16 protein-coding genes are annotated in these 26,938 nt (G+C 73.5%); 9 read left to right on the top strand and 7 right to left on the bottom strand.

The genetic code is table 11. The annotated features are described in order from the left end of the window. Positions 1-98: 98 nt before the first annotated feature. Genes ACWGR4_RS26675 through ACWGR4_RS26655 form a run of 5 tightly spaced genes read right to left on the bottom strand, consistent with a single transcriptional unit; the run spans position 99 to position 10,212 of the window. Entirely contained in the window at positions 99-1,484 is a 1,386-nt protein-coding gene (locus ACWGR4_RS26675; RefSeq protein WP_452132532.1) for a hypothetical protein, read from the bottom strand. Beyond that, positions 1,481-4,627, bottom strand: coding sequence for a non-ribosomal peptide synthetase (locus tag ACWGR4_RS26670; protein ID WP_452132531.1), 3,147 nt, complete (start codon positions 4,625-4,627; stop codon positions 1,481-1,483). The genes ACWGR4_RS26675 and ACWGR4_RS26670 overlap by 4 nt, the downstream gene beginning before the upstream one ends. Positions 4,628-4,640: 13 nt before the next feature. Then, entirely contained in the window at positions 4,641-7,748 is a 3,108-nt protein-coding gene (locus ACWGR4_RS26665) for a phosphopantetheine-binding protein (RefSeq protein ID WP_452132530.1), read from the bottom strand. After that, positions 7,745-9,160: a condensation domain-containing protein gene (locus ACWGR4_RS26660; RefSeq protein ID WP_452132529.1), complete on the bottom strand. Its 1,416-nt coding sequence runs from the start codon at positions 9,158-9,160 to the stop codon at positions 7,745-7,747. The genes ACWGR4_RS26665 and ACWGR4_RS26660 overlap by 4 nt, the downstream gene beginning before the upstream one ends. Further along, positions 9,157-10,212: a threonine aldolase family protein gene (locus ACWGR4_RS26655; RefSeq protein ID WP_452132528.1), complete on the bottom strand. Its 1,056-nt coding sequence runs from the start codon at positions 10,210-10,212 to the stop codon at positions 9,157-9,159. Before ACWGR4_RS26655 ends, ACWGR4_RS26660 begins: the two co-directional genes overlap by 4 nt. A 331-nt stretch (positions 10,213-10,543) precedes the next feature. On the opposite strand from ACWGR4_RS26655, the gene ACWGR4_RS26650 reads away from it, so the two are divergent. Together ACWGR4_RS26650 and ACWGR4_RS26645 are read left to right on the top strand one after the other, a co-directional pair. Then, positions 10,544-10,750, top strand: a complete 207-nt coding sequence (locus tag ACWGR4_RS26650) for an MbtH family protein (protein ID WP_439673554.1) — start codon at positions 10,544-10,546, stop codon at positions 10,748-10,750. 117 nt (positions 10,751-10,867) lie between these two features. Beyond that, positions 10,868-13,453: an AMP-binding protein gene (locus tag ACWGR4_RS26645; protein ID WP_452132527.1), complete on the top strand. Its 2,586-nt coding sequence runs from the start codon at positions 10,868-10,870 to the stop codon at positions 13,451-13,453. A gap of 107 nt (positions 13,454-13,560) precedes the next feature. Here ACWGR4_RS26645 and ACWGR4_RS26640 read toward each other — a convergent pair whose 3' ends face one another. Continuing rightward, a complete protein-coding gene (locus tag ACWGR4_RS26640) occupies positions 13,561-14,328 on the bottom strand; it encodes a thioesterase II family protein (protein ID WP_380000286.1) in 768 nt (255 codons plus the stop codon). Between the two features lie 155 nt (positions 14,329-14,483). Here ACWGR4_RS26640 and ACWGR4_RS26635 point away from each other — a divergent pair, with 155 nt between their 5' ends. The 6 genes from ACWGR4_RS26635 to ACWGR4_RS26610 are packed head-to-tail and all read left to right on the top strand — an operon-like array spanning position 14,484 to position 22,367. Continuing rightward, positions 14,484-15,812, top strand: a complete 1,329-nt coding sequence (locus ACWGR4_RS26635) for a cytochrome P450 (protein ID WP_452132526.1) — start codon at positions 14,484-14,486, stop codon at positions 15,810-15,812. Continuing rightward, positions 15,809-19,198 (top strand): condensation domain-containing protein, encoded by a 3,390-nt coding sequence (locus ACWGR4_RS26630; protein WP_452132525.1) that lies wholly within the window; start codon positions 15,809-15,811, stop codon positions 19,196-19,198. The genes ACWGR4_RS26635 and ACWGR4_RS26630 overlap by 4 nt, the downstream gene beginning before the upstream one ends. Position 19,199: 1 nt before the next feature. Beyond that, on the top strand, positions 19,200-20,213 hold the full coding sequence (locus ACWGR4_RS26625) for a GHMP family kinase ATP-binding protein (protein WP_452132524.1): 1,014 nt from the start codon (positions 19,200-19,202) through the stop codon (positions 20,211-20,213). Then, positions 20,210-20,413, top strand: a complete 204-nt coding sequence (locus ACWGR4_RS26620; protein ID WP_380000277.1) for a hypothetical protein — start codon at positions 20,210-20,212, stop codon at positions 20,411-20,413. Before ACWGR4_RS26625 ends, ACWGR4_RS26620 begins: the two co-directional genes overlap by 4 nt. Beyond that, the gene (locus ACWGR4_RS26615) at positions 20,410-21,633 is read left to right on the top strand and encodes a thioester reductase domain-containing protein (RefSeq protein WP_452132523.1); all 1,224 of its coding nucleotides are present in this window, start codon (positions 20,410-20,412) and stop codon (positions 21,631-21,633) included. Before ACWGR4_RS26620 ends, ACWGR4_RS26615 begins: the two co-directional genes overlap by 4 nt. Then, a complete protein-coding gene (locus ACWGR4_RS26610) occupies positions 21,630-22,367 on the top strand; it encodes a class I SAM-dependent methyltransferase (protein WP_452132522.1) in 738 nt (245 codons plus the stop codon). The genes ACWGR4_RS26615 and ACWGR4_RS26610 overlap by 4 nt, the downstream gene beginning before the upstream one ends. 75 nt (positions 22,368-22,442) lie before the next feature. On the opposite strand, the gene ACWGR4_RS26605 is transcribed toward ACWGR4_RS26610, so the two are convergent. Further along, positions 22,443-25,472, bottom strand: a complete 3,030-nt coding sequence (locus tag ACWGR4_RS26605; RefSeq protein ID WP_452133987.1) for an amino acid adenylation domain-containing protein — start codon at positions 25,470-25,472, stop codon at positions 22,443-22,445. 217 nt (positions 25,473-25,689) lie between these two features. Between ACWGR4_RS26605 and ACWGR4_RS26600 the strand changes: the two genes are divergently transcribed. After that, on the top strand, positions 25,690-26,859 hold the full coding sequence (locus ACWGR4_RS26600) for a winged helix DNA-binding domain-containing protein (protein ID WP_452133986.1): 1,170 nt from the start codon (positions 25,690-25,692) through the stop codon (positions 26,857-26,859). Positions 26,860-26,938: the final 79 nt, after the last annotated feature.

Below are 26,938 nucleotides of genomic sequence, written 5' to 3'. Positions count from 1 at the left end.
GGGGTGGCGCGGGGACGCGGAGGCGTCGCGGGCGGGTGACCGGATCCGGGCGGGATGGGGGCGCCCGGCCCGCTCGCCCGCGCCCGCCGGCACACCGCTCAACCGCCGACCCGGGACAGCGCCGTCAGCCGGGCGTGGAGCATGGCGGCCAACTCCGTTGCGCGCTCGTGGGGTACGTCCGTCGGTCGATGGGCGAGAGCGCCCGCCAACCCGCCGTCGGACCCAACGGCCAGTTCCAGGCTCAGCGACGCCTTGGCGTAGCCGAAGTCCACGTCCTCGACACCGAGGCAACCGGGCAACTCCGCCACCCCGTCCGCCTCGTCCAGGGTCAATCGCACCCTGATGTCCTCGTCCCGGACCGGCCCGTCCACGTGCGCGTCGCGGCCGGTGAGGGCGGCGAAGACCCGCTCGAAGGGGGCGTCGCCGTCGCCCAGCGCGGCGGTCAGCTCGTCCCGGGGCCCGCGGAGCGCATCGGCCTGGTCCGGCCGCGGTCGGGCCGCGACCTGGACCACCATCGTGTTGGCCAAGTCGGCCAGCACGCCGCCCAGTTCCGGGCGGTGGCGACCCGAGGTGCAGCAGCCCACGAGCGTGTCCGCGCGGTCGTGAGCCTCGGCCACCACCGACCCCCAGGCGGCCAACAACACGGCGAACAGGCTCGATCCGCTCGACCGGGCGAGCCGGTCGAGGCCCCGTGTCGTCGCGGCGTCGATCCGCACCGGCAGCCGGGCCCCCTTCCGGTTGCCGAGGTCGGGCAGGGCGAGCGGTACGCCCGGAGCCAACCGTGCTACACGGCGCGCGAGTTGTTGCCGAACCACGCCCGCCTCCAGGCTGCGGCGCTGCCAGTGCGCCACGTCGCGCGGGCGCAGGCAGCCCGACGCCGGCGCCCCGCACAGCTGCGGCAGGAGGATCGTGCGCAGCCCGTACCGGTCGCACGCGATGTCGTGCGCCACCACGCTCAGCAGCACCGCCGCCGGCCGCGCGTCCGTCACCCGGAATCGCACCGGCGGCCGATCCAATCGAAACGTCAACCTCCCATCTCGCACAGCCAGTTCCCGGGCCCTGCGCCAGGCCCCCGCCCGATCGGTCGAGGCCGCGACGGTGTGCTCCACCGGCACGTCGTCGACGTCGTGTCCGCGCAACCGGACACCGCCTCGCCCGCCCGGGTGGTACGAGCAGCGCAGCGCCTCGTGCCGCGCGACGGCCTCGCGCACGGCCCGCGCGACGTCCTCGGGCGTACGGTCCGGCGCGAAGCCGCAGACCAGGCCGACGTGGTGGAAGTCGCCGTCGTCGCCGCCCCGATGGGCCCGCCACAACGCCTCCTGCTTGACGGTGACCTCGTCCGGCTCGCCCTCGACCGGCTCCGGGCCGCCGTCCAGGTAGTGCAGGAGCCCCCGTTCGGCCAGCCGCGCGGTCAGCAGTTCGCGCTTGGCCGGAGACAACGCCCGCAGCCGCGCCCGTAGTTCCGCGCCGGTGTTAGTGCTCATCGTCCCGGCTCCCGCACCTCGTCCTCCGGCAGGCCGGCCACCTCGGCGACCAGCGCCGCCACGCTCTCCTCCTCGTCGCGGCATCGGTCGATCGCGGCGGCCAGGTCCGCGACGGCGCTGGACTCCAACCATGTGCGCAGCGGCAGCCGTACCCCGAACCGGCTGCGCACGGCCGCGATCACTCGGGTAGCCAGCAACGAGTTGCCGCCCACGGCGAAGAAGTCGTCGAGCACGCCGACGCTCGGAACACGCAACACCTCCTGCCAGATCCGGGCGACCTCGTGTTCCGTGTCGGTGCGCGGTGCCACCCCGTCGGTCAGCCGCTCGTCGATCACGCCGCGCGGCGCGGGCAACGCCTTGCGGTCGATCTTGCCGGTGTGCCCGAGGGGGAAGGCGGACAACGTGGCGATCGAGGTCGGCACCATGTAGCCGGGCATCCGCGCGGCGAGGAAGGTCCGCAGTCCGGCCACGTCCAAGTCGTCGCCTCGCGGCACGACATAGGCCGCCAGGCTGCGTTCGCTGCCGTCGCCCCACGGCACGACCAGGCACTCCCGGACCTCGGGATGTTCGGCGATCTCCGCCTCGACCTCGTGCGGTTCGATCCGGATGCCGCGCACCTTCACCTGATGGTCGCTGCGGCCCAGGAAGTGCAGATTCCCGTCCGGCAGCAGTGTCGCCACGTCCCCGGTGCGGTACAGCCGGGCCCCGCCGCCCGCGAACGGGTCCGGGACGAACCGGTCGGCGGTCAGGCCCGGACGCCCGTGGTAGCCGCGCGTGACACTCTCCCCGCCGATGTACACCTCTCCGCGCGCGCCGAACGGCACCGGTTCCAGATGCCGGTCCAGCACGTAGGTGGTCTCGTTGTTCATCGGCCGACCCGACGGCACGAACGGCAGCCCGACCTCGCGGGGCAACACGTGGAACGTGGTGTCGATGGAGACCTCGGTGACGCCGTACAGATTGATCAGATCCGCGTCGAGCGTCTTGTGGAATCGCTCGGCCAGGGTGGGTGGAATCGGCTCGCCGCTGGCGAAGACGAAACGCAACGACGTGCAGGAACCGGCCTCCTCGGCGGTGAGGAAGGTCTGCAACATCGCCGGGACGAAGTGCAACGTGGCGACCCGTTCGGTACGGATCAACTCGGTGAAACGATCCAGGTCCAGGTGCAGCCTCGGCGGCGCCAGTACGGCGCGCGCGCCGACGAACAGCGGCCAGAACAACTCCCATACAGCGGCGTCGAAGCTGTACGCGGTCCACTGCAACGCGGCCTCTTCCGCCTGCAGTTCGTACAGTCGACTGATCCACCACACGAAGTTGACCGCGCCACCGTGCTGCACCAATACGCCCTTGGGGCGGCCCGTGGACCCGGAGGTATACATCACATAGGCGAGATTGTCCGGGGCCACCCCGGTGTCCGGCCGATCACCCGGGCGGTCCGCCCACGCCTCGGGTTCGTCCAGGACCACCAAGTGGCGCGGCTTCGGGAGAAGTTCGACGAACCGGCGCGATACGAGGACCACCTCGCAGTCCAGGTCCCGGGCCAGGTAGTGCAGCCGGTCGGGTGGGAAGGACGGATCCAGCGGGGCATAGGCGCCGCCCGCCTTGAGGATGGCCAGGATGGCCACGTTCAGCTCGAACCCGGGCTCCGAGCACAGGCCCACGATGGTGTCGGGCCTTACACCGAGGTCGATCAGGTGGTGGGCCAGGCGGTTCGCGGCGAGGTCGAGTTCGGCGTAGCTCATGGCGGCGCCCTCGTGGACCAGGGCGGGGCGATCCGGCGTGCGGTCCACCTGGTCCTCGACGTGCTGGTGCAGGCACCTGTCGCGGGGGTGGTCCACCGCCGTGTCGTTGTGCGCGTTCAGCGCCGCCGCCTCGGCCGCGTCGATCAGGGGGAGCCGGCTCATCGGGGTGTCCGGCGTGGCCGCCGCCCCGGTGAGCACCGCCGCCGTGCAGCGCAGCAGCCGTTCGACCCGCTCCGCGTCGGCGACCTCCGGGGCGTACCGGGCCACCAGGGTCAGCGTCGCGCCGTCGTCCTCGACACCGACGGCCAGCGGTGGGCCCGCGGCCTCCGGCGCCGGCACCGCCGCGTCGTCGCGCGCGTCGACCACCGAGTCGTACAGCGCCACGCCGCGTTCCGCGCCGGAGAGTTCGTGCAGCACCGCGCCCGGGAGTCGGCCGTACGCGCGGGCCTGTTCCATCCACCGCGACAGCGCGGCGATCCACGCCGCGGCGGGGGTGTCGTCCAGTCGGACGGGGGTGGGCAGGGTGCGTTCGAAGGGGCTCAGGCACGCCCGCAGCGCGGGGGGCCGGGTGTCGACGGACAGGCCGATCACCGCGAGCGATTCGCCGCGGAACCTGGCCACCACGGACGCCCACGCGGCGGCGACCACGCGCAACTTGCACGAGTTGGCGGTCGCGGCCAACTCCCGGACCGCGTCGGTCGCGGGAGCGGACAGCGTGACGCGTACCGTCCCCGGCTCCCGACCGGCGCGGGCGGCGGGTTCGGGGAACAGCGGTGTCGCGCCGTCGACGTCCGCGAGCGAACGCCGCCAGAACGCGGTCGCCTCGGCCTGCTCGGCCGAATCCGGACGGACCGGTCGGTCGTTCGGCCGATCCACCGGTCGTTCACCGCGCAGCAGGGCGGCGAGGTCGCTCAGGAGCAGGTGCGCGCCCAAGTCGTCGACGAGCAGCGGGTGGTAGGTGAACACCGCCTCGTGGGTCGTGTCCGACCACAGGAGACGGCCGAGCGCGGTGTCCAGCTCCGGCGGGAAGCCGCGCCGCAACTCCTCGACCGCCGCCCGTTCGTGGGCCGCACGGTCGGGTGAAGTGCCGTCGCACGTAGCCCCGTCGGGCGCCGTCGGGGTGTCCTCGGTGCGGCGGAAGGGCAGCGCGACGCCGGTGCGCACGAGCGTCGGGCGAGCCTGGGACCAGTCGACCCCGACCGCCAACTCCGGGCGCAGTCGCATGAGTTCCGCCCAGGCGTGCGCTACGTCGGCGGTCGTGGTATCGGCCAGGGTGAGGCGGATCTGGCGGGCGAGGCCGCGGACCGAGCCGTCCAGCGCCGCCGCGACGAGGATGTCCTGCCGGGCGGGAGAGAGGGGGATACGGTCGGGAACGGGCGGTTCGTCTGCGGGGGTGACCATTGCCACGGTGACCTCACGAGAGTCGGGTCGGGTCGGTCGGGGCGTCGTCGAGGGCGTCTTCGACGGTGGTGAGCAGTTCGTCGATGGTGTCCAGGTCCCGGGACTCGACGGCGCGTGCGTGGTCGAGCGATTCGGCGAGCCGACGCAACGTGGGCGCCGCGAATACGTCGGCCAACGCGACGTCCACGCCATGGGCCGCGTGTACCCGGGCCAGGACCTGGATCAACTGGAGCGAGGTGCCGCCGAGTCCGAAGAAGTTGTCGTCGCGGCCCACGCGGGCAACGCCCAGGACCGGTACGAGTACGTCGCGCGCCAGGGCACGCTCGGTGTCGGTCGCGGGCGGCGTGTACGGGCGCGCGTCGAGCCGGGCGGCGCGTTCGGCGGCGGATCGGGCGGCACGGGCGAGGGTGGCGGTGTGGGTCGGCTCGGTACGGCCGGCGATCTCGGTGTTTTCGATGACGAACACGGTCTCGGGAACGGCGGCGCCCGGCACGAGGCGGCGCAGCCGATCGGGCAGGTCCTCCGACGTCGGGGTCCGGTCTCCGCCTGCGCCGATCGCCGCGTACGGGCGCTCGGCCCGGCCCCAGCCGAGTGGTTGCGCACCCGCCACCGCCGGCCGGCCGGTCTCCTGGGCGAGTGTCGCGGTGAGGTCCGCGAGCAGGATCGAGCGACCGCGTACGCAGACCCGGTCGTCGGGCGGGCGGACCAGACGCAGCGTGCCGTCGGCGCCGACCCGGACCAGCGCGCGGGTGTTCGCGATGCGACCGCCTCCGCCGACCGGATCGGGACGGAAGTCGGCGGCGCAGACCGCCGGTTCGTCGAGGTAGCCGGTGCCGGGTTCGACGGTCGCCCACAGGGTCCCGGTACCGCCGACGGGTACCGGCAGCAGGTCGTCGTTGAGTACGTGGTAGGGCGTCGCGCACGTCGAGGCGTGTGGATCAGGGCCGGTGAGGAGGGCGTCCGGGACGGCGGGGGCCCACCAGCGCCGCCGCGGTGCGGCGTCCCGCCCCTCGCCGGGCGAGGCGGGCTCGGTGAGTCGGCGATACGCGGCGCGCAGCTCCAGCAGGTGCACCGGGACGGATTCGGCAAAGGAGAAAGGCAGTTCGGCGACGGTGGCACCGGCCTCGGACAGCGCGTCGAAGCGCGCGTCGGCCGGCTCGGCACCGGCGGGCAGCAGCAGCGTGGCGCCGGCGCGGGCGGCGGCGAGTACGCAGATCGCGGCGTCCTCGCCACCCCAGGCGAAGTCGGGCGCGAACACGTCCGAGACGGCCGTCCCCAAGGCGTCCGCGAGCCGATCGGCGGCGCGCAGCAGGGCGCTCGACGGGATGCGCAGGACGCGCGGCGTCGGCCGGGCCCGCAGGCCGACCAGGAGCGCGCCGGGCGGGTCGTGAGGGGCGTCGGCGTCGTCGCCCGTCGACGCCTCGGCGGTGCGCGCGCACGGCGCCGACTCCGGCCGCTGCGCGACGTGGTCGACCGTGCCGTCCGGGAGCAGTTCGAACCGGGCGTGTGCGGCGGTCGCCACCGCGTCCGACCAGGCCGCCGGGTCGTCGGCGTTGCGGACCAGTACGTCCGCCCCGAAATCGAGGGCGCCGAGCAGCGCGGCGGCGCTGTCGGCGGAGTCGTCGGCGGCCAGCACGACGGTGTCCCCGTCGCGCGCGCCGGCTTCGGCCAGCGCCGCGCGGATCGCGCGTACGGCCGCCACGACCCGCGCACCCGCCAGCTCCCCGCGCCGTGTGGTGATCAGCACGTCGTCCGTCGGCCTGGCGGCCCAGCCGGTGAGGAGGCCGGTGTCGCCGAGGGCACGCTCGCGGGGAATCGCGGGCGCGGTGAGCGGCGTCGGGGTGCCGCTCGCCGCCGGGTCCAGGAAGTGGGCGACCAGGGTCGCCAGCGCGTCGATGGTGGTCGGGTCGAACAGGTCGGGGTCGTATTCGGTGAGCAGTTCCGACTCGTCCCCGTCGACCGCCAACACGAACTCCAGGCCGTACATCGGGACGGGCGAGGGCAGCAGCCGGATCCGCGCCGGGCCGTCGCCCGGGTGCGGCACGGGCAGGGACACGGTGTCCAGGCCCACCGGGAGCAGCGGTTCGGCCTCCCAGGTCTGCGGCCGCAGATCGGCGAGCGCGGCCAGTGGCAACGGCGCGCGTTCGCATGCCGCGATCGCCTCCCGGGCACGTGGGGTCAGCGCGGCCGCGTCCACGCCGCCGTCGATCCGCAACGGCAGGACGCCGACCGTGCCGAGCCGGCCCACCAGTTCGGCGGTCTGCGGGGTGTGCCGGCCGGGATCGTCCAAACCGAGCCGCAGCGGCGACGCCGCGCCGAACCTGCGCAGCGCCGCTCCGACGGCGGCCAACAGCGCCACCCGGGGCTCGGCGGGCGCGGGCACCCGGCGGCTCAGCGAGGCACCGGCGGCGGACGCGGGCCCGACGACGGGCGGGCGGTCGTACGGCAACAACGAGGGCCGCGCCGGGCCCAGCCGCTCGGCCGCCGTCGGCAGCAGTTCGGCCAGGCGCTCGGGGGAGAAGCGACGGCGGTGCCAGTACGCGTGATCCGCGACGCCGAACCCGCCCGTCGGCGGCACCGTGCCGTCGCGGTAGGCGTCCGCGACGGCGGCCAGGAGCAGTCCCATCGACGTGCGGTCGATCGAATGCCGCGCGACGGCGAGCGTCAGCGCGCAGCCGGTGTCGGACGAGCCGATCGCGGCCCGGCACAGCGGACCGTGCCGAGGGTCGAACGGCGCGCTCCACGCGGGCTCGTCCGGTGTGTCGTGCCAGCGCACCCGCGTGCCCGAGCCCGGCACCTGGACGAGGGTGCCGCCACGCTCCTCGACCAGCAGGCCCAGCGCGGGAGTTGCGGCCGCGACCGTCTCGACCGCGTCGCGCAGCCGGGCATGGTCGGGCCGGTGCTCGGTCTCCAGGCGGCCCGTGACCGCCATCCCGGCCAGGTCCGGCACGGCCGACGCGGCCGTGTACAGCCACTCCTGGTCCAGCGTGAGCGGAACGTCGGCGCCCTCGGGGCGGGGCTCGGTGAACTCCCGCCCCCGCGCCTCGCGATCGATGCGGCGCAGTACGGATCGCAGTGCCCGGCGGCGGGCCTGCGGTGCCGGGCTTTTCGGGCCGGTCATGCGAGATCGCCTCCGTTCAGGGTCTCCAGGACCCGGCGCCGCTCACCGGGCGTCATCCAGGCCACGTCGCGCACGGCACGCTCGGGCCGGCTCACCGCCCAGTCCAGGAAGACGCCGAGTCGCCGGGCCAGGTCCGCTCCGGTGGTGTCGTCGAACAGGGTCTTGCTGTAGTCGAGTTGCACCGTCGGCCGTGGGCCGCCGAGCAGAAACGTGGCGTTCAGGTCGAATCGACTCGACGTGCCGGCCGGAGCCACGAACTCGCAGTCGAGCCCGTCGAGTTCGAACGAGGGTGGAGCATCCACGCCGGAGCAGAAGGCGCGGAAGAGCGGATTACGATCGGCGCGCCGATCCGGGCCCAGGGCGCGGACCAACTCCTCGAAGGGCAAAGCCTGATGGGCCATCGCGTCGGCCAGCGTCAGATGGGTACGCCGCACCGACTCGACGAACGACTCACCCGGGCGCAGCGCGGACCGCAGGCACAGCGTGTTGACGAAGCAGCCGATCAACGGTTCCAGGGCCAGATCCGTACGCCCGCCGACCGGCATGCCGACCACGAAGTCGCGCTGTCCGCCGTAGCGGCCGAGCACCGCGAACCACGCGGCAAGCGCGACGGCGAAGGTGCTCGTGCCCGCCTGCGCGGCCACCGCGCGGATCCGCTCCATGGTCGAAGCGGACAGCTCGTGGCGCACGGTACCCATCGGCCCGCCCACCCCGTGGCCCGGCCGGTCGGTGGGCAGTTCCAACTCCCGCACACCGTCGAGCGCACCGCGCCAGTAGCGCAGCAGCGCCTCCCGGTCGTGGTCCAGGGTCCGCCGCTCCCACCAGGCGTAGTCGCTGTAGGAGATCTCGGGCGCGGGCAACGCGGGCTCGCCGCGTCGGCGGTAGTCCTCGGCGAGTTCGCGCAGCAGGATCGCGGTGGACCAGCCGTCGAAGGCGAGGTGATGCAGGGTCAGTACGAGCACGACGGTGTCGCCCGCGTCGTCGAGCGGGGCCAGTCGCACCCGCAGCGGGGGTTGGCGCTCCAAGTCGAAGACGTGGGCGAGTTCGCCGGAAGCGGTCGCGACGGCGCGGGCCATGGCGTCGGCGCCGGGCGCGGCCGGTCGGTGGTCCACGGCGGGCGGATCGGCCAGGACGCGCTGGACCGGCGGGCCGTCCGGGCGCGGCTCGACCACGGTGCGCAGCGGTTCGTGACGCCGCACCAGGCGGTGGATCGCGCCGACGAGCGCGTCGAGGTCCGGTTTCCCGCGCAGCAGCAGCGCCACCTGCAGGTTGTACTCGGCGGTCGGCGGTCGGCTGGTGTGCACGAACCACAGCCGGGCCTGCGCGGTGGACAGCGGCGCGGGGCGCTCCGCGACGGGCACCACGGGGGCGCGGGCCGGCGCGCGCGGGAGGGCGGCTTCGGAGGTGCTCACGCGGGCACCACCGCCTCGGCCAGCGTGCTCGCGGCGTGGGCGGCGGCGGTCACGGCCCGCTCCACGCCCGCGTCCGAGACGTCCCGATGGGTGACGAACCGGACCAGGCCCGGGAGCACCTCGGTGACCAGGACGCCGTGTTCGGCCAGCGCCGCCACGAACGGGGCCGCCGCGCGGCCGATCGGCATCGTCACGATGTTGGTGCGCGGCGGATCCGGGGCGGCCCATGCGGGCAACACCTCGCGCAGGCCGCGCCCCAGTTCGGCCGCGCGCCGATGGTCGGCGGCGAGGTCGTCGATCCCGTCCAACGCGATCGAGCCCGCCGCGGCCACCACACCGACCTGACGCAGCGTCGCGCCGAGCCGACGCCGGATCTCGGCGGCGCGCACACGCACCTCGGCGGTGCAGCACAGCAGCGAACCCATCGGCGCGCCGAGGCCCTTGTACAGCGAGAACGTCACGGTGTCGCACAACGCGCCCACGTCGGCAGCCGAATAGCCGCCGGCCACACAGGCGTTGAACAGGCGGGCGCCGTCGCAGTGCAGCGGGACACCCGCCGCGCGACAGGCCGTCGACAACTCGCGCAGGTCGGCCAGGTCCCACAGCGCGCCGCCGCTCGCGCCGTGGGTGTTCTCCACCGCGACCATGCCGGTACGCGGGGCCCGCCAGTCGTCGCGGGCGAGCAGATCGGCGACGTCCGCCGGGCCGAACACGCCCCGGATTCCGTGGATCGGGGCGAGTTGTACGCCGGCGAGGCCGGAGGTGGAATGCGATTCCCAGCGCACCAGGTCGGAGTCGGCCTCCGCGAGCACCTCGTGGCCGGGTGGGACCAGCGCCATCACCGCGGCCAGATTGGCCATCGTCCCGCTCACCACGAACAGCGCGGCCTCGGTGCCGGTCAGCGCCGCGGCGCGCTCCTCGAGGGCGCGCACGGTGGGGTCCTCGCCATAGAAGTCGTCGCCGACCCGTGCCGAGGCCATCGCCTCGCGCATCCGCTCGGTCGGTACCGTCACCGTGTCCGAACGCAGGTCCACGGGTGCGGAATCGCTCACCGGAAAGCCTCCTCGGGTCGCCCGCGGCGGTGGTCACCGTCGTGCCGGTGCTCGTCTTCGTGCTCGTGTTTCGTTCTCGTTCCGGCACGACGGACACGGGGCACGGGGACGCGGCGCCGGACGAGGGCACGCGTCGCCCCGAACCGGCATCGTGCGCCGGAATCGATGGCGGCGCCGATTGTCTTTCAGGAACCCGTCGGCCCTTTCCGGAGTATTTCCCGGCCGCTTCCGCGATGCCGTCCCGGTGGGTAATTGTGGGCACGATGGAATTCATTCCCGTCGTCGGCGCATCGGAGCCGACGACAACCCACCCGACACCAAGGGGACTTCGATGGAGGAGCAGGCGGACGACCGCGTCTACAACGTCGTGGTGAACGACGAGGAGCAATATTCCATCTGGTTCGCCGACCGCGCACTGCCGGACGGATGGCGCGCGGAGGGCACCACCGGCACCCGGCAGGAGTGCCTCGACCACATCGAGCGGGTGTGGACCGACATGCGACCGCGCAGTGTTCGGGAGCGGTTGGCGGCGGGCTGAACCCGGTACGAATCGCGAGCCTGCCCGGAGTCGCGGCCGAGACCGTGCGGGGCGGAACGATCGAGCCATCCCGCTCCGGCCGGACGCGGGATGCCACGGCGGGAGGAGAGAGCACCCATGGGCGACAGCCCCGACCACACGCTGCCCGTCGAGGACCAAACCCGGGGCGCCCCGATCACTCTGCTCGACCTGCCCATGGCGGCGGCCAGAGGCAACGGCCCCGTGCGGCGCACCCACACGCACGTGGTCGACGGCCGCGCGAGCGCGCCGACCGGGCGGCCGACGCCGGCGACCGTACTCGCCGCCTACCTCGCCGTCCTGCACCGCTACACCGGGACCCGGGACCTCGTGGTCATGGTGGACGCGGAGGCCCGCGACGCGGCGGGCGGGGCGCCCGGCGAGAAGGGCGCCGTCCCGCCCGACGGCGCGACGGTGCGGGTCGTACACGGCCCGCGCCACCGCCCCATCCGCTTCGCCTGGGACCCGCGCGATATCGGTGCCGCGCTGGCCGCCGAGGTGGACCGACAACTGCGCGCCGGCACCGAAGCCGAAGCCGCGACCGACCCGCCCACGCGCCACTTCGCCGCCTTTCGGGTCCGACGGGCGCACCTCGGCCCGCCCCACCCGTCCGGCGCGTCGCAGGCCGCTCCACCCGACGCCTCGGGCCTGGAGCCCGCCGAACTCACGCTCACCCTCGTCGAGAACCCCGAGCCCGACGCCGCGCACCTGGAGATCACCCACGACGCGGACCTGATCGACGTCGCCACCGCCGAGCGGTTCGGCCGGCACGTGCTGCGGATGCTCGACGGCATCACCGGCCGGCCCGACACACCCGTCGCCGACCTGGACCCGCTCGGCCCGGACGACCACGCGCTGCTGCGCGCCTGGGGGTCCACCCCGGACATCCCCGACGCCCCGCACACGATCCCGCGCCTGCTCGCCGACCGGGCGGCGGCCACCCCCGACGCGGTGGCCCTCGAGTATCGGGGCGAGACCCTGACCCACGCCGAACTCGACGCGCGCGCCGCTGCCTTGGCACATCGACTCGTGGCACAGGGATCCTCGTCGGGCACGGTGGTCGGGCTGTGCATGCCGCGCTGCCCCGAACTGGTCGTGGCGATGCTCGCCGTGCACCGGGCGGGCGCCGCCGCGCTGATGCTCGATCCCAAGGCACCCGACGCGTACCTGGGCCGCTTCCTCGCCCAGGCCGACGCCCGGCTCGTACTCACCACCAGCCGCTTCGAACGCACCCTGCCACCGCAGGCCAAGGACGCCCTGGTCCTCGCGCCGACGGGCCGCGTGCCCGGTCCGGCGGCCCCCGAACGCCCGCTGCCCGAGCCGGCCCCGGACGATCCGGCCTTCCTGGTGCAGACCTCCGGATCCACCGGCACGCCCAAACTGGTCGTGGTCACCCACCGCGCCGCGACACACTCCGCGCGGGCGCAGATCCGGGCGCACGGTGTGGCGGCGGGGGAACGCGGCGGCTGGACCTTCCCGCCACAGACCAACGTGTCGGTGACCGTGGTGGTGTGGGCGTACCTGATCGCCGGCGCGCCGCTGCACATCGCCGCCGACGAGGACCTGTCCGCGCCGGAACACCTGCGCGACTGGTTGTTGTCCCGAGCGGTCACCCAGGTCTTCGTGGTGGCCCCGCTCGCCGAGGCGCTGGTCGCGATCGACTGGCCCGCCCGTACACCGCTGCGCACCCTGTTGACCGGGAGCGACCGGGTGCGCCGCTGGGCCCCCGAGGAACTGCCGTTCGAGGTGGGCAACTGGTACGGCGCGAACGAGGTCAACATCGTCACCTCGCCGCTGATCCCCCGGGAGCGCCCGATCACCTCGCATACCGCGACCGCGCGGGAGCGCACCCTGCCGCCGCCGATCGGACGCCCGTGGCCCGGCGCCCGGCTGTACGTCCTGGACGGCGACCTGCGGCTCGTCCCGCCCGGCGTGGTGGGCGAGTTGGCGGTATCCGGGCCCGAACAGGCGCGTGGATACCTCACCGCCCGCCAGACGGCCGAGCGCTTCGTACCGGACCCCTTCGGCGACGCGCCGGGTGGTCGGCTCTACCTCACCGGCGACCTGGTCCGCTTCCGGACCGACGGGGTCCTGGAACACCGGGGCCGGGCGGACCACCAGCTCAAGATCGCCGGTCTGCGGGTCGAAGTGGGCGAGGTCGAACAGGCGTTGCTGGCCGTCGACGGCGTGCGAGAGGCGGCGGTCACGGCGCCCGAGGACCCTCGGGGCATTCGACGGCTGGTCGCCTGCCTGGTCACGGACGACGACCTCGACGTACCCGCGCTGCGCCGCGAACTCGCGCGTGCGGTCCCGGACCACATGGTGCCGCAGGTGTTCCTGCGGCTGGACGCGCTGCCGCTCAACTCCGGCGACAAGATCGACCGCAACGCCCTGCCGATACCCGACTGGGGGCGCGCGACCGGCTCCGCCGACGGCCGCGATCGTGCCCCGGCCGAGGAGCGCACGGCGGTGGAGGAGACGTTGGTGCGGGTGTGGGAGGAAATACTCGACCGGGAACACCTGGGCTTACACGACGACTTCTTCCTGCTCGGCGGCGAATCCCTGAGCGCCCAACGGGCGGTGCGCCTGATCGGCGAACGCCTCGGCGTCCCGCTCAAGGTCCGCGCCCTGATGCTCAACCCGACACCGGCCGAACTGGCCCGCGAACTCGCCCTGCCGGCCTGAGTGGCGCCTCGGCAGCCTTTCAACGAGACAACGAGACGAGGGACGGTCCGCGACCCGGGCATCATCCCGGCCGTGAACCGTCCCTCGCGCCGCTCGGACGCGCGCATTCAGTCGGAGGGCGCCCCGCCGCCCGCCAGGTCCCGCGTCACCACCTCGACGAGGGCCGGCGGACAGCGCAGGAAATCCAGATGCCTGCCCGCCAGCGCCTCCACCCGCACGTCCGCGCACTCCGCCCAGCCCGGCGGTACCGTCTCCGGCGGCACCACGTCGTCCTCCGACCACGAGATCACCGTCACCGGACACGGCAGCCTGCGGGCGACGTCGTAGCGGTAGGGCCGCTGCACCTCCAGGTCCTCGCGCAGGACCCGGGCGCCGAGTTCGGCCATCTCCTCCGGCGGTTCGCCCTGCCCGGACTGGCGGTAGCGCTGCCGCACCTCCTCCGCCAGATCGGCGGTGTCCAGGTCGACGAAGTTCAGCTCGCCGTACAGCCCCCGGTGCGGCGCACCCCAACTGGACGCGAACAGCCTTTCGGGCAGCGGCAGTCCCCGATCGTCCAGGGTCAGGATCGTCTCCAGTGCGAACGGCACCGCGCCGCAGTGCCCGATGAAGGCGAACGGCCGGTCCAGCAGCGGCGCGAGCTGCGCGACGAGGTCCGCGGCGAAGCCGGCGTGGTCGGTCGGCGCGGGTTCGCGATAACGATTCTCCCGACCGGGCGGCTGGAGCGCGCACACGGCGATGCCGTCGGGCAGGGACTGCGGCCACTGCCGGTACGAGGAGGCGCCAACCCCCGCGTACGGGAAGCAGAACAACAGTGTCGCACTGTCTTCCGGCGGCTTTCGAAGCAACCATTTCCCGCTCTTCACAGGTGTATTCACCCCGGACACGGTAGTCGGCCGAGGACGCGGCGAAAAGGAATCGGGGATTTATCGAAAGACTTCGGAAAGAAGTCCGCGGACGCCTTCCGGCGATTCCTTTCGGGACCGAGAAAGAATCTTTGCCGGGCCTCTCCCACCGATATACGTTCCGAACCGTGCGTGCGCTGCACCGAGTGCGCCTGGACGCAGGACGGGAGAACTCCGCGATGCTCATGACCGGCCCCGGGACCGATGAGCGAGTGCCGCTCGACTCGATCGATCTCTACGATCCACGCCGATTCCAGACCCATCCTCAACACGTCGCGCTCGCGACGCTGCGCGAGGTGGCACCCGTGTGGGCGCAACACACCCCCACCGGCGCCCGGTTCTGGTCCGTCACGCGCTACGACGACGTCGTGCGCGTGCTCAAGGACGCGCGTCGCTTCAGCTCCGAGCACGGCACCATCCTCGACGTCACCGGCGGGGACAGCGCCGGCGGCAAGACGATCAACCTGATGGACCGCCCTCGGCACACGGCGGTACGCACACCCGCGTTCCACACCATGACCACGAACATCCTCGCCCAGCGCACCGAACGCATCCGCGAACACGTGCTGCGGATCATCGAACCGCTCGAAGCGGGCGGCGAACACGACTTCGCCCGGACGATGTTCGACCTGCCGATGGCCGCCGTCGGCGAGATCCTGGGCATTCCCCGGCAATACTGGGCCGACATCCCGCACTGGACGATGGCCGGAGTGGCGCCCGACGACCCGGAGTTCGCCAAGGGACGGACCGACCGGACGCTGCGCGAGGCACACCACGACCTGTTCGCGATGTTCAGCGAACTGATCGCCGACCGCCGTCGCGAACCCCGCGACGATCTGGTCACCCGGCTCGCGCACGTGGAGATCGACGGCGCGCCGATGGACGACAGCCTGGTCCTGCTCAACTGTTACAGCTTCGTCATGGGCGCCACCACCACGACGCCGCACACCGGTACCCACATGCTGCTCGCGCTGATCGAACGCCCCGAGGTGTGGCGGCGGATCCAGGAGGACCCGCAGTGCGCGGCGGCGGCCGTGCAGGAGGCGCTGCGCTGGTCCACGCCGACCAACCACCTGATGCGCCGCACCCTGACCGACGTCGAGATCGCCGGAACCCGGATCGACGCGGGCGAACTCGTGGTGGCCTGGGTCGCGTCCGCGAACCGCGACGAGCGAGTGTTCCACGACCCCTACTCGTTCCTGATCGACCGCACGCCCAACCCGCACATCGCCTTCGGTATCGGCCCGCACTACTGCGTCGGCGGCCCCGCCGCCCGAGTCGCGCTGACCGTGCTGCTGGAGGAACTGGTGCGCCGCTTCGACCGATTCGAGTCGGCCGGCGACCCGGTGCACCTGCGCTCGAACTTCATCAACGGACTCACCCGGCTGCCGATCACGGCCCACCCGCGAGCCGGGGCGGTCGCGGCGGCCGGGGCGAAGGAGGTGACCCGGTCGTGACGGCCACCCCGACCGAAGCACTGCCCGCGACACCGGTACAGGAACAGATGTGGCTCGTCGACGAGATGGACCGCGAGGCCGCCGTCTACAACGAGCACCTGGCGTTCCGGCTGACCGGCCCGCTGTCGGTGCCCGCCCTCGAAGCCGGTTTCGACCTGCTCGTCGAGCGGCACGCGGCGCTGCGCACGATCCTGCCGGTGGACAAGGGCCGATTGCGCCAGACGGTGGTGGACCCGTGGTCGGTACGCCTGGACGCGCCGCCCGACTTCACCGGCCGTCCCGACGACGCGCTCGACTGGGCCCGGCGGTTGGTGGAGGAGCCGTACCGGCCCTCGCTGAACCCGCCGGTACGGTTCGGCCTGGCCCGGCTCGGCCCGGACGAACACCTGCTCGTGCTCGCCTTCCACCACGAGGTGATGGACGCCGGCGCCGCCGCGCAACTGCTCGACGAACTCTCCCTCGCGTATACCGCGCACCGGGGCGGCCGTCGCCCCGAACTGCCACCGGTCCGCGCCGACTACCGCGATTTCACCCGCTGGCACGGCGAACTCCTGGACAGCGGCGCCCTGGACGCCGAGCGCGCCGCGTGGATCGCCGAACTGGCGGACGCCCCGCACGTGTTGCGAATGCCCGAGGACGCCCCGCGGCCGCCCACCAAACGAAACCGCGGCGCGCTGGCGATCCACCCCTTCCCGGCGGGCCTGGTGCCCCGACTGCGCCGGTTCTCCGCCGGCCATCGGGTCACTCCGTTCCATACGCTGCTCGCGGCGTTCACGACCGTGCTGCACCGGCACACACGCGCCGAGGACATGGTGGTCGGGATCTGCGGGGACGGCCGGCCGGAAAAGTACCGGGACGTGGTCGGACCGCTGTCCTGCATGATCCCGGTGCGCATGCGCACGCCGGGCGACCTGCCGTTCGCCGACCTGCTCGCCGCCGCCCGCGACGCCACGCTCACCGCGTACGACCGGCAGTTCATCCCCTTCCGCCAGGTGGTGCAGGAGAGCCTGGTCGGCCGCGACCCCGGCTACTCCCCGCTGGTCCAGGTGGTCTTCAACGCGCCGCCGCTGCACTTTCGCCCGGACACCTTCCCGGGCCTGACCATGAGCGTCGTCCATGTGCCGCGCGGCCGTTGCCGATTCGACCTGCTGTTCAACCTCGAATGGCACGGGGACGACGTCGTGGCCACCGTCGAGTACGACACCGCGATCTTCGCGGCGGCCGGCGTCGAACAGCTCGTGGACCACGTCGCGACGGCCGTGGAGTCGGCGATGACCGACCCCGACGCGACCCTGGACACCCTGGAACTGGGGCCCGCCCCGGCCGACTCGGCGCCCCCGCCCACACCGGCCGCCGACGGCGACGGGCACACCGTGCCCACCCCGTCCGGGCCGGTCGTGCTGCGCGTGGATCCGGCCTGGCCCGGCGGCGACCGCGGCGAGGTGACGGCCGTTCCGGGCCGCGCCGAGGTGCGTGAACCCACCGGCCGGCCCGCCCCCTGCGGCCTTGAGGGTGTGCTGCACGTCGACGCGGCCCCGGTGTCCGCGCCGGACGGCGGCGCACTTCGGGTGCGCCGGATGGAGAACGGTCGCCTGCTGTGGCGGATGGTCGACCCACCCCGCGAGGACCGGCCGGCGCCGGTCGGCCCCGCCCCGGCGCGGGCACGGCGCGCCCCGGCCGTGGAGCGGCGCGTCGTCGCGCTGTGCCGCGAACTCCTCGACGACGACACGATCACCGGCGAGGACGACTTCTTCGCGGTGGGCGGCCACTCGATGATCGCCTCGCGGATGACCCAGACGCTCGCCGAGGAGTTCGGGGCCGACGTCCCGCTGCTCTTCGTCTTCGAGCACCCCGAACTGCACACGTTCGCTGCCGCGATCGCCGCCCGGCACCCCGATGTCGCCGCCGCCCTGGCCGAGTTGGAGACGCTGACCGACGACGAGATCGAGGCACTGGCGGACGAGTCGGACGAAGCCGCGCCGAACGTGTCCACGCCGCTCGTCCCGCCCGTGCCCAGGGAGCGCACGAACGCACTGGGCGCCGCCGAGGAACCGTTCTGGCTGATGGAGCAGTTCGTCCCGGGCAGCGCGGTGAACACCCTCACCCTGTCGCTGCGCGTCGAGGGCCCACTCGACGAGGGCGCGCTGGAATGGGCGTTCGCCCAGGCGATCGACCGCGAGGAGATTCTGCGCACCACCTACCACCTGGGCGAGGGGGACGCCGCCCCGAGCCGACGGGTGCACGACGAACACCCGTTCACGATCGAGGTGGTGGACCTGCGCCGAACCCCCGCCGAGGAGCGCGAGCAGGCCGCCGCGCGGGTGGCCGCCGAGCGGGCCGACCGCGGCTTCGACGTGTCCGAACTGCCGCTGATCCGGCTGACCGTGGTCCGTCTGGACACCGGCACCCGCGACCTGCTGCTGACCTGCCACCACCTGGTGATGGACTACTGGGCGGTGACCAAGGTGCTGTTCCCGCAGATCGCCGCCTACTACCACCGGCGCACCACCGGCGAGGGCGAGTTGCCCGTGTCGCGCACCACGACCTTCCGCGACGTCGTCGCGGCCGAACGCCGCCGCGCGGCGACCGGCGGCGCGGAGGAGCAGCGTCGCTACTGGCATCGCCGCCTTGCCGGCCTGCGCGAATTGGGCCTGCCCACCGACCACCCCCGCCCGCAGACGCCGTCCTTCGACGGGGACGTGGTCTACCGCCTGGCGCCGCCGGCCGTGCGCGACGCGGTGTACACCTTCGCCGCCCGCGAACGGGTCACCCCGTTCATCGTGGTGGCCGCCGCGCTGTCCGCGGTCCTGCGGCAGTGGTCCGGGCAGGACGATGTACAGCTGCTCACCCCGTGCGAGAACCGCCTCGACCTCGACGCGGCGGACGTGATGGGGGCGTTCGTCAACCTGCTCGTGTTGCGCTTCGACGACTTCGCCCCGGACACCACCTGGCGCGAACACCTGACCCGGACCCGGGCCGTGGTGGCCGGCGCCTACGCCAACCAGTCCTGCCCCGCCGGTGACGCACTGCGGGCCGCGGGAGCGGACTCGCTCGTGGTCGGCGGGCGCGGATCGTACGTGACGCTCAACGTGTTCCAGGCCGAATCCGGCTTCACCCTGACGGGCTGCCGGGTGCACCCGGGGCGCATCGTGGCGAACACGAAGGCCAGTACCGACCTGGAGGTGTCCACGCTGATCGTCGAGGACGGGCTGCTGTTCGACGTCAAGTACCGCACGGCGCTGTGGGAACGCGCCTCGGTCGAGCGCTTCGCGGCGGCCTGCGAGGCCGCGCTGCGCGCGCTGGTCGAGAACCCGGACGCCGCCCTGTGCGCGCCGGTCGAGGACCCGGACGCACCCATGCCCGGTCGTCCCACGGGACACGCCTGACATGGCGGCCACCATCGATCCCGCCGCCTTCGACCGGGGCCGGGCGGGCCGGCTCACCGTGGTGGGGCCGCCCGCGCGACCCCGCGTGGCCCTGGGCAGCGCGATGGCCCATCACGGCGAGATCCTCCAGGGCGTCTTCGAACGCGACGACGGCCGACTCACACACGCCGTCGTCTCGCTGCCCCTGCCCGCACTGCATGCCCGCGCCACCTTCGTCCCCGAGCGCGCCTTCGGCGTCACGGTCAGCCCGGTGTGGAAGACCAAGGCCGCCGGCGCCGCCGAGGAGACCCTGCGCCGACTGGGCGTTCGTGGGGGCGGCCGGCTGAGCGTACACAGCTCGATTCCCGTCGAACGCGGCATGGGCTCCTCCACCGCCGACGTGGTCAGTACGATCCGCGCGGTGGCCCGCGCATACGGCCGCGTGCCGACCGAGGCGGAGGTCGCGGCCCTGGCCGTGCGGGCCGAAGGCGCCTCGGACGGCGTGATGTTCGGACACCGCGCCGTGTTGTACGCCAACCGGGACGGTTACGTCCTGGAGGACCTCGGCGGCCCGCTGCCGGCCCTGGAGGTGCTCGGCTTCGATGTGGGCGGACCGGATGTGGACACCATCGCCCAGCCGCCGCGCGTGTACCACCCGCACGAGATCGAGCACCTGCGGCAGTTGCGGACGATGCTGCGCCGCGCGGTGACCGAGGCGGACTGCGCGCTGCTGGCCCGCACCGCCACCGCCAGCGCCCGGCTCAACCAGCGCTTCCTGCCCCAGGCCGCGCTGCCGCTCGCCGAGCGCATCTGCCGCGCGGACGACGGCATCGGCGTCCAGGTCGCGCACAGCGGCCGGGTCCTGGCCGTGCTGTTCGACCCGGCCGCCCCCGAGCTGGCGGCCCGGGTGGCCGACGCCCGGCGGCGACTGCGGGCCGCCGGAGTACGACGCGTGTGGTCGTTTCGCACCGCGTCCGCAGCGACCGGGACACCGGTCGGGCCGTGCGACGCGGACAACCGTGAGGAACTGTGGTGAGGACGTCGATCCCGATCCTGCTGACCCAGGACGACCTACGGATCCTGGCCCCGGACCGGCCCGAACAACCGGACACGGGCCGGGCCGGCCCCGCACCCGCCGAACCCGGCGCGGCGGACCCGGTGACCGACCCCGGCCGGCCCGCCGAGGGCGACGGTTGGGACGACGACGGGCCCTCGCCGCTGTGGAGTTGGCGATGAACACCGTCGAACAGGACCGACTGCTGCCCGCCGACGTCGTGCCGCGCAACACCCCCGGCGGCTCCGACCGACCCGGCGCCGTCCTGGTGACCGGTGCGACCGGCTTCCTCGGCGCCGCCGTGGTCGCCGAACTCGCCGAGCACACCGACCGACGGATCCACTGCCTGGTCCGCCCCCGGGACGGCACCGCACAGGAGCGCCTGGAAGCGGCGCTGCGCGACTTCGACCTGTGGAGCGACGCGTGGTCCGGCCGGGTGACCGCGCTCGCGGGCGACCTGGCCCGGCCCGGCTGCGGCCTGTCCGACGTCGACCGGCGCGTGGTGCTCGACGACGTCGACACGATCCACCACTGCGGCGCGGGCGTGAACGTCAGCTACCCGTACGAGGCGCTGCGTGCCGCCAACGTCACCGGCACAGTGGAGGTACTGCGCCTGGTGTGCGAGGGCCGACCCAAACGGCTCGCGCACGTGTCCACGGTCTCGGTGCTCTACGGACGAGCGCCCGGCGATCGGGAAACCCCGGATGTCGTACCGGACTTCGCCGAACTCGGGCCCGCCGGCGCGCTCGGCGGCTACGGACTGAGCAAGTGGGTGGCCGAGGACCTCGTCGCCCGGGCCCGCGAACGCGGCGTGGACGCCCTGGTGTTCCGCCCGGGCGCGCTGGCCGGGCACACCCGCACCGGGGTGTCCAACCCCAACGACTACGCGTGGCTGTTCCTGCGTACCTGCGCCGCGATGGGCGCGGCCCCGTTGGCCGGCGCGCCGCTGTGGTGGGCGCCGGTCGACCACGCGGCGCGGGCCGTCGTACGGCTGACCGACGCGAGCGTGGCAGCGGCGCCGCCCGCCTACCACCTGATCGCGCCCGAACCCACCCGCTACACCACGCTGTTCTCCTGGCTGCGCCGCTTCGGCCACCGGCTGCGCCCCGTCGACTTCGCCCTGTGGCGGGGACGGTTGCTCGACGCGGCCGTCGCCTCGGACCGGGACGAGGTGCGGCGGATCGCGGCCACGCTGCCCGGCTCGTCGGCGGGCGGCGCCGCCACGATCCCGGATGTCGCCTCGGACCGCACCGACGCCGCGCTGGCCGAACTCGACGTGCGCTGCCCGGTCCTGAACGAGCCGCTGGCCCGCAGGTACTTCGAAGTCGGCGTCGCCCGCGCGGAGTTGGCCGCCCCCGAAACGATCGCCACGGCACCACGAACGTCGAGGAGAGGACCATGACCGGATCGAACGCCGCGGCGTACAACGCCGTCGCCGAGGTGTACGACGAGTGGACCGGCCCATTGCCCGACACCCCCGCCACGGTGGAGTTCCTGGCCGGACGCGCGGGCAAGGGCGCGGTCCTCGAACTGGGCGTCGGCACCGGTCGGGTGGCCCTGCCGCTGGCCGCCACGGGCCTGGAGGTGATCGGCATCGAGGGCGCCGACAAGATGATCGACAAGCTCCGACAGCGACCCGGCGGCGACACGTTCCCGGTGATCCTCGGGGACATGGCCGACGTCGCGGTCGACCGTACGTTCTCCCTGGTCTACATCGTCTTCAACACCTTCCTGTGCCTGCTCGACCAGCGCGACCAGGTGCGCTGTCTGCGCAACGCGGCCGAGCGCTTGGAGCCGGACGGCACCCTGGTCACCGAGATGCACGTCCCGGACCTGACACGCACCGACGCCGACGGGCAACGCCTGGCCACCGGCAGCGTCGAGCGCGACCGGGTGTTCCTGGAGGCGACCATGCACGACCCGGTGCGCCAGCGGATCCGGACCCAGGTGGTCGTGGTGAGCGAGCGCGGCATCCGGCTGTATCCCAATCAGGTCCGGTACGTCTGGCCCGCCGAACTGGACCTGATGGCGCAACTGGCCGGGCTCGAACCGGTCGACCGGTACGGGGGTTGGACGGGCGAGCCGTTCACGGCCAAGAGCACGCGGCACGTGTCGGTGTTCCGCAAGGCGGCGTGACCCCGCCGCACACCCCCACGAACGGCGCGGCCCCGCCCCTCTCGGGCGAGGCCGCGCCGTCGTTTCGTGGTGCCCTCACGTGCGGGCCGGCCACCGCCGCTCCTGTGCGACGGTCTCGGCGAAGCGCGCGGCGAGTTCGTGCGCCGCGTCCGGGGCGAGCAGGTCGACGCGGTGCTGCAGCAGGCCGACGAGATCGTCGCCGTCCGCCCACAGGTCCACCGACACCGGCAGCGCGGTGCGCTGGGCGCCCTCGCTCGGGGCGGCCTCCGGCTGCGGCGACACCGGCTCCAGCCACACCCCGGGGCCGATCTCGCGCGGCGCGGGCAGGGGCTCGCGCAGGGTCAGGGCCGACCAGGGCAGGGCCCGGCGCAGCTCCGGCATGCCGCCGAGGCCGTCCTCGTCCAGGAGGGCCTGCGCGGGCACCGTCGACGCGGCCGACGCCGGGACCGGATCGCCGCCCGACGGCCGATCCCACGTCGACAACGTCAGGGTGGCCAGCGGCGCGACCAGATCACCGGTATCCGCCGAACGCCCCGACTCGACCCGGGCGACCACCATCGACGACCCCCACTCCGGGGGCAACACGCGCAGCAGCGCCCGCGTCAACACACTCTCCCGGACCGGGCCGGCTGCCGCCGCCGCGTCCAGCCGGACCGGCACCAGGCCGGTGTCGTAGCCACCCTCGGGGACCGGCACGAAAGCGTCCGCCGCGGCGCGGAACGCGGCGACCGCGTCGGCCAGGGCCGTCCCGGACGCGGCCTCGCGGCGAGCCCGGGCCAGTGGGGCGAACCGCGCGGCGTCGTCGGGTTCGGCGGCGGGATCGCCCGCGTACGCGTCCGCGAACTGCGACACGATCACCCCCAGCGACGCGACGTCCGCCACCGCGTCGTGCACGCGGATCTCCAACTCGAAACGCTCGTCCGCGAACTGCCGCAGCGCCGCCCGCAACAGCGGCCCGTGGGCCAGGTCGAACGGGGCATCCATCGTCTCGTTCGACCAGCCCGCGTCTACTCGCGCGTTTGCCGGCGCGTCCCGCAGATCCTCCTCGAACACGTCGAACTCCACGTAGGGCGAGACGAGTTGCCTGCCGTCCCGGGCGACCGGTGCGAACCGGGTACGCAGGCACTCCTGGCGTCGCACCACCGCCGCCAGCGCCTCGACCACCCGCCCGGTGTCCACGGCGCCGGTCAGCGTGGCCCGCACCGCCAGGCCGGGGGAGGTGATCCCGGGCACCAGCCGCTCCGCCCTGCACAGCGCCCGCTGCTCCGGCGACAGCTCCGCCTCGCGCTCCCGCGTCTCGGCGTCGTCGGCGGGCAGCGCGGACGCACGATCGATGACCTCGGCCCACGCGCGCACGGTCGGCTCGGCGAACAACTCCCAGACCGGCAGCTCCAGCGCGTACTCGGTGCGCAGCCGGGAGACCACCTCCATGGCGAGCAGCGAGTGACCGCCCAGGTCGAAGAAGCCGGCCCGGGCGTCGACCTCGGCCAGCCCGAGCACCTCGCCCCAGACCGCGGCCACCGCCTTCTCGGTCGGGCCGCCGGGCGCTCCGTCGGGGTCGGGCCCGGCCGGGTCCGGCGCGGCCTCGGCCGGCTCCTGCCACGCGAGCAGCGCCGCGTGGTCGACCTTCCCGTTGGCCGTGATCGGCAGCGCGGGCAGGAACGACAGCCGATCGGGCACCATCGCCTCGGGCAGCAGGCGGCGCGCGTGCGCGCGTACGTCGGCGGCTGTCGGTGCGTGCCCCGGCTCGGCCACCAGATAGCCGGCGAGCGTATCCCGGTGCGCAAGTACCGCCGCCTGGCGGATCGCGGGCGACTTCTCCAGCGCCGCGACCACCTCGCCGGGCTCGACACGATGGCCGCGGATCTTGACCTGGTCGTCGGTACGCCCGATGAAGTGCAGGTCGCCGCCGGAGGTCAGCCGGACCACGTCGCCGGTGCGATACATCCGCGCGCCGCGCACTCCCGAGAACGGGTCCGGGACGAACTTCTCGGCGGTCAGCGCCGGTCGCCGATGATAGCCGGAGGACACCTGGAGGCCGCCCACGTAGAGCTCACCGCGCGGGCCCGGCGGCAACAACTCCCCGTCCGGATCCAGGACATAGAGCCGCGTGCCCGGGATCGGACCGCCCAGCGGCAGTCGGTTCGGATCCGAGATCGGCGCGAACGTCGCGTAGACCGTGGTCTCCGTCGGGCCGTAGCCGTTGTGCAACGACTCGGTCCGCGCCAGGAGTTCGCGGGCCAGCCGCTCGGTCAGCTTCTCCCCGCCGCCGAATGCCCGCACCCGGCGCCGACCGTGGGTCCCCAGTCCCGCGAGCACCAACATGCGCCACAACGACGGCGTGGCCAGGACGGTGGTGACCCGATGCCGGTCGATCAGATCCAGCAGCAGGTCGGGGTCACGCGTACGCTCGTCGGGCGGCAGCACGACCGACGCGCCCGCCGCCAAGGGCACGAAGATGTCCGTGACCGACATGTCGAACGCGATCGAGGCCACCGACAACACCACGTCGCCCTCGGCGAGCGCCGGACCCCGCGCGCGCAACGCCCGGACCAGGGTGGCCAGGCCGCCGTGCGTGGCCACCACACCCTTGGGTGTGCCGGTCGAGCCGGACGTGTAGATCACATACGCCGGGTCCGAGGGGAACAGACGTGTGGGGCCGGCCGGTTCGTCCGGCGGTTCCGCGTCCAGGCGCAGTGCCGGGGCCGCATCGATCACCGCCGCCGGCGCGCCCTCGTCCACCAGCACGAGTTCGGGACGGGCATCCGACAGGGTCAACGCGATGCGCTCGCCCGGATGGGCGGGATCCAGCGGCACGTACACCCGACCCGCCCGCATACAACCCAACGCCGCGGCCACCAACGACGCGCCGCGCCGCCCGCACACCGCCACCCACCCGCCGGGGGAGACCCGCCCGGCCACCGCCGCCGCCCAGCGGTCCGCCGCCGCGTCCAGGGCGGCGAACGAGGTCTCGCCGTGCGCGTCGAAGACGGCGGCCAGATCCGGCGAACGGCGCGCGATCGCGGCCACCGCCCGGGGGAGGGACCCGATCGCCGGGTCGGCGCGGTCGGGGTTCGGCTCGTCCGCACGATCGGGAACAGGCATTGCCATCCGTTCCGAGGCGACTCGACTTGCGCCTCATTTCCCGGAGAAATCGCATTACTTGCACGATTACCTCGGACCGGGGAACTCCGCAAAGATTCTGTCGGACATCTGTACGGAATCCTTCCCGGGCACTGATGTCGGCGGATATCGGCGTAGCATCGACAGGCATTCCCGACCCGACGCGTCCGAGAAATCGATCGAACGAAGAGGTGCGCTCGTGAATGACGGCGACAGCGAACAGGTGGACCGGGAGCGGGTGCTCGCGTTCCGCGCGGCCGGCCAACAGTTGACCGACGCGAGTGCGGCGCCCGACCTGTGGGCCGCCGCGGCTGCCGCAGGCGCCCAGAACACCCCACCGGGCAACGGGCCGATCGCGCTGCTGGCCCGCGTGCCGGGACTGACCGTCGACGAGGTGGACCGGGCCCTGGCCGAGGACAAGTCGCTGCTCCAGGCGTGGGCGGTGCGGCAGTCGCCGTACCTGTTCCCGACCCGCGACCTCCCGGTGTTCACCCGGCCGATGTTGCCCGAGGACGAGGAGTCCTGGCGGGTGGCCGTGCAGGGCTTCGTGCCGATGCTCGACGGGATGAAACGTTCGGCGGTCGACGTCGTGGAGCTGACCCGGGCGGCGATCGAAGACGCCCTGGACGGGCAGGTGTTGACCAAGCGCGAATTGGGGGTCGCGCTGGGGAAACGTATGCCCGACGAGTTCTCCGGATGGTTCGAGCCGGACACCTTCAGCGGCTTCACCGCGATCCTGGCCCGGGCCATCTCGCTCACCGGCCTGTTCGTGATCGCGCCGCGCGCGGGCCGCGAGGCGTCGTTCGTGCGGACCGACCAGTGGCTGGGCAAAAAGCCGCCGCATCGGTCCGCATCGGCCACGCGCAAGGAGTTCGTCCGCCGCTACCTGCGCGCCTACGGACCCTCGACTCCCGAGCACCTTGCCGAGTGGGCGGGCACCGCGCAGCCGGTCGCCGCCAAGGCGTGGCAGGCGGCGGCCGACGAGCTGCGCGAGGTGCGCGTCGACGGCCGCACGGCGTGGATCCATCGCGACGACCACCGGGCGCTCGTCGACCCGCCCGAGGCGCGCGGACTGCGCGTCCTCCCGGCCTACGACCCGTGGCTGCACCAGCGCGACCGGGAGACCGCCGTCCCGGACGGCGCGCTGCGCAAACGGGTCTGGAAGCACACCGGCAACCCCGGAGTGGTGCTGCGCGACGGCGAACTCGTGGCCCTGTGGCGGTCCCGAAAGAGCGGCCGCACGCTGCGACTGACCGTGGAGACGGTACGCAAGCTGCGCAAGGCGGACGTGGAGGGCGTCGAGCAACGCGCCGCCGACATCGCGCCGTTCCGGGGCTGCACACGAGCCGAGACCGAATTCACGGACTGAAACCGGGGCCGGACCCGCGTCGGGACCAGGCGTGTGCGCCGAGGGAGCGACAGATCCGACAAAGATCTCGCGCGAGCGA

The sequence above is a fragment of the Embleya sp. NPDC055664 genome, assembly GCF_053618075.1.
The sequence above is the reverse complement of the archived record's forward strand: the minus strand, read 5'-3'. Positions and strand labels throughout refer to the sequence as shown.

Coding starts and splice junctions, on each gene's coding strand:
- ACWGR4_RS26675 (WP_452132532.1), bottom strand. CDS start 1,484: ATGAGCACTAACACCGGCGCGGAACTACGGGCGCGGCTGCGGGCGTTG.
- ACWGR4_RS26670 (WP_452132531.1), bottom strand. CDS start 4,627: ATGGTCACCCCCGCAGACGAACCGCCCGTTCCCGACCGTATCCCCCTC.
- ACWGR4_RS26665 (WP_452132530.1), bottom strand. CDS start 7,748: ATGACCGGCCCGAAAAGCCCGGCACCGCAGGCCCGCCGCCGGGCACTG.
- ACWGR4_RS26650 (WP_439673554.1), top strand. CDS start 10,544: ATGGAGGAGCAGGCGGACGACCGCGTCTACAACGTCGTGGTGAACGAC.
- ACWGR4_RS26645 (WP_452132527.1), top strand. CDS start 10,868: ATGGGCGACAGCCCCGACCACACGCTGCCCGTCGAGGACCAAACCCGG.
- ACWGR4_RS26625 (WP_452132524.1), top strand. CDS start 19,200: ATGGCGGCCACCATCGATCCCGCCGCCTTCGACCGGGGCCGGGCGGGC.
- ACWGR4_RS26615 (WP_452132523.1), top strand. CDS start 20,410: ATGAACACCGTCGAACAGGACCGACTGCTGCCCGCCGACGTCGTGCCG.
- ACWGR4_RS26610 (WP_452132522.1), top strand. CDS start 21,630: ATGACCGGATCGAACGCCGCGGCGTACAACGCCGTCGCCGAGGTGTAC.
- ACWGR4_RS26605 (WP_452133987.1), bottom strand. CDS start 25,472: ATGCCTGTTCCCGATCGTGCGGACGAGCCGAACCCCGACCGCGCCGAC.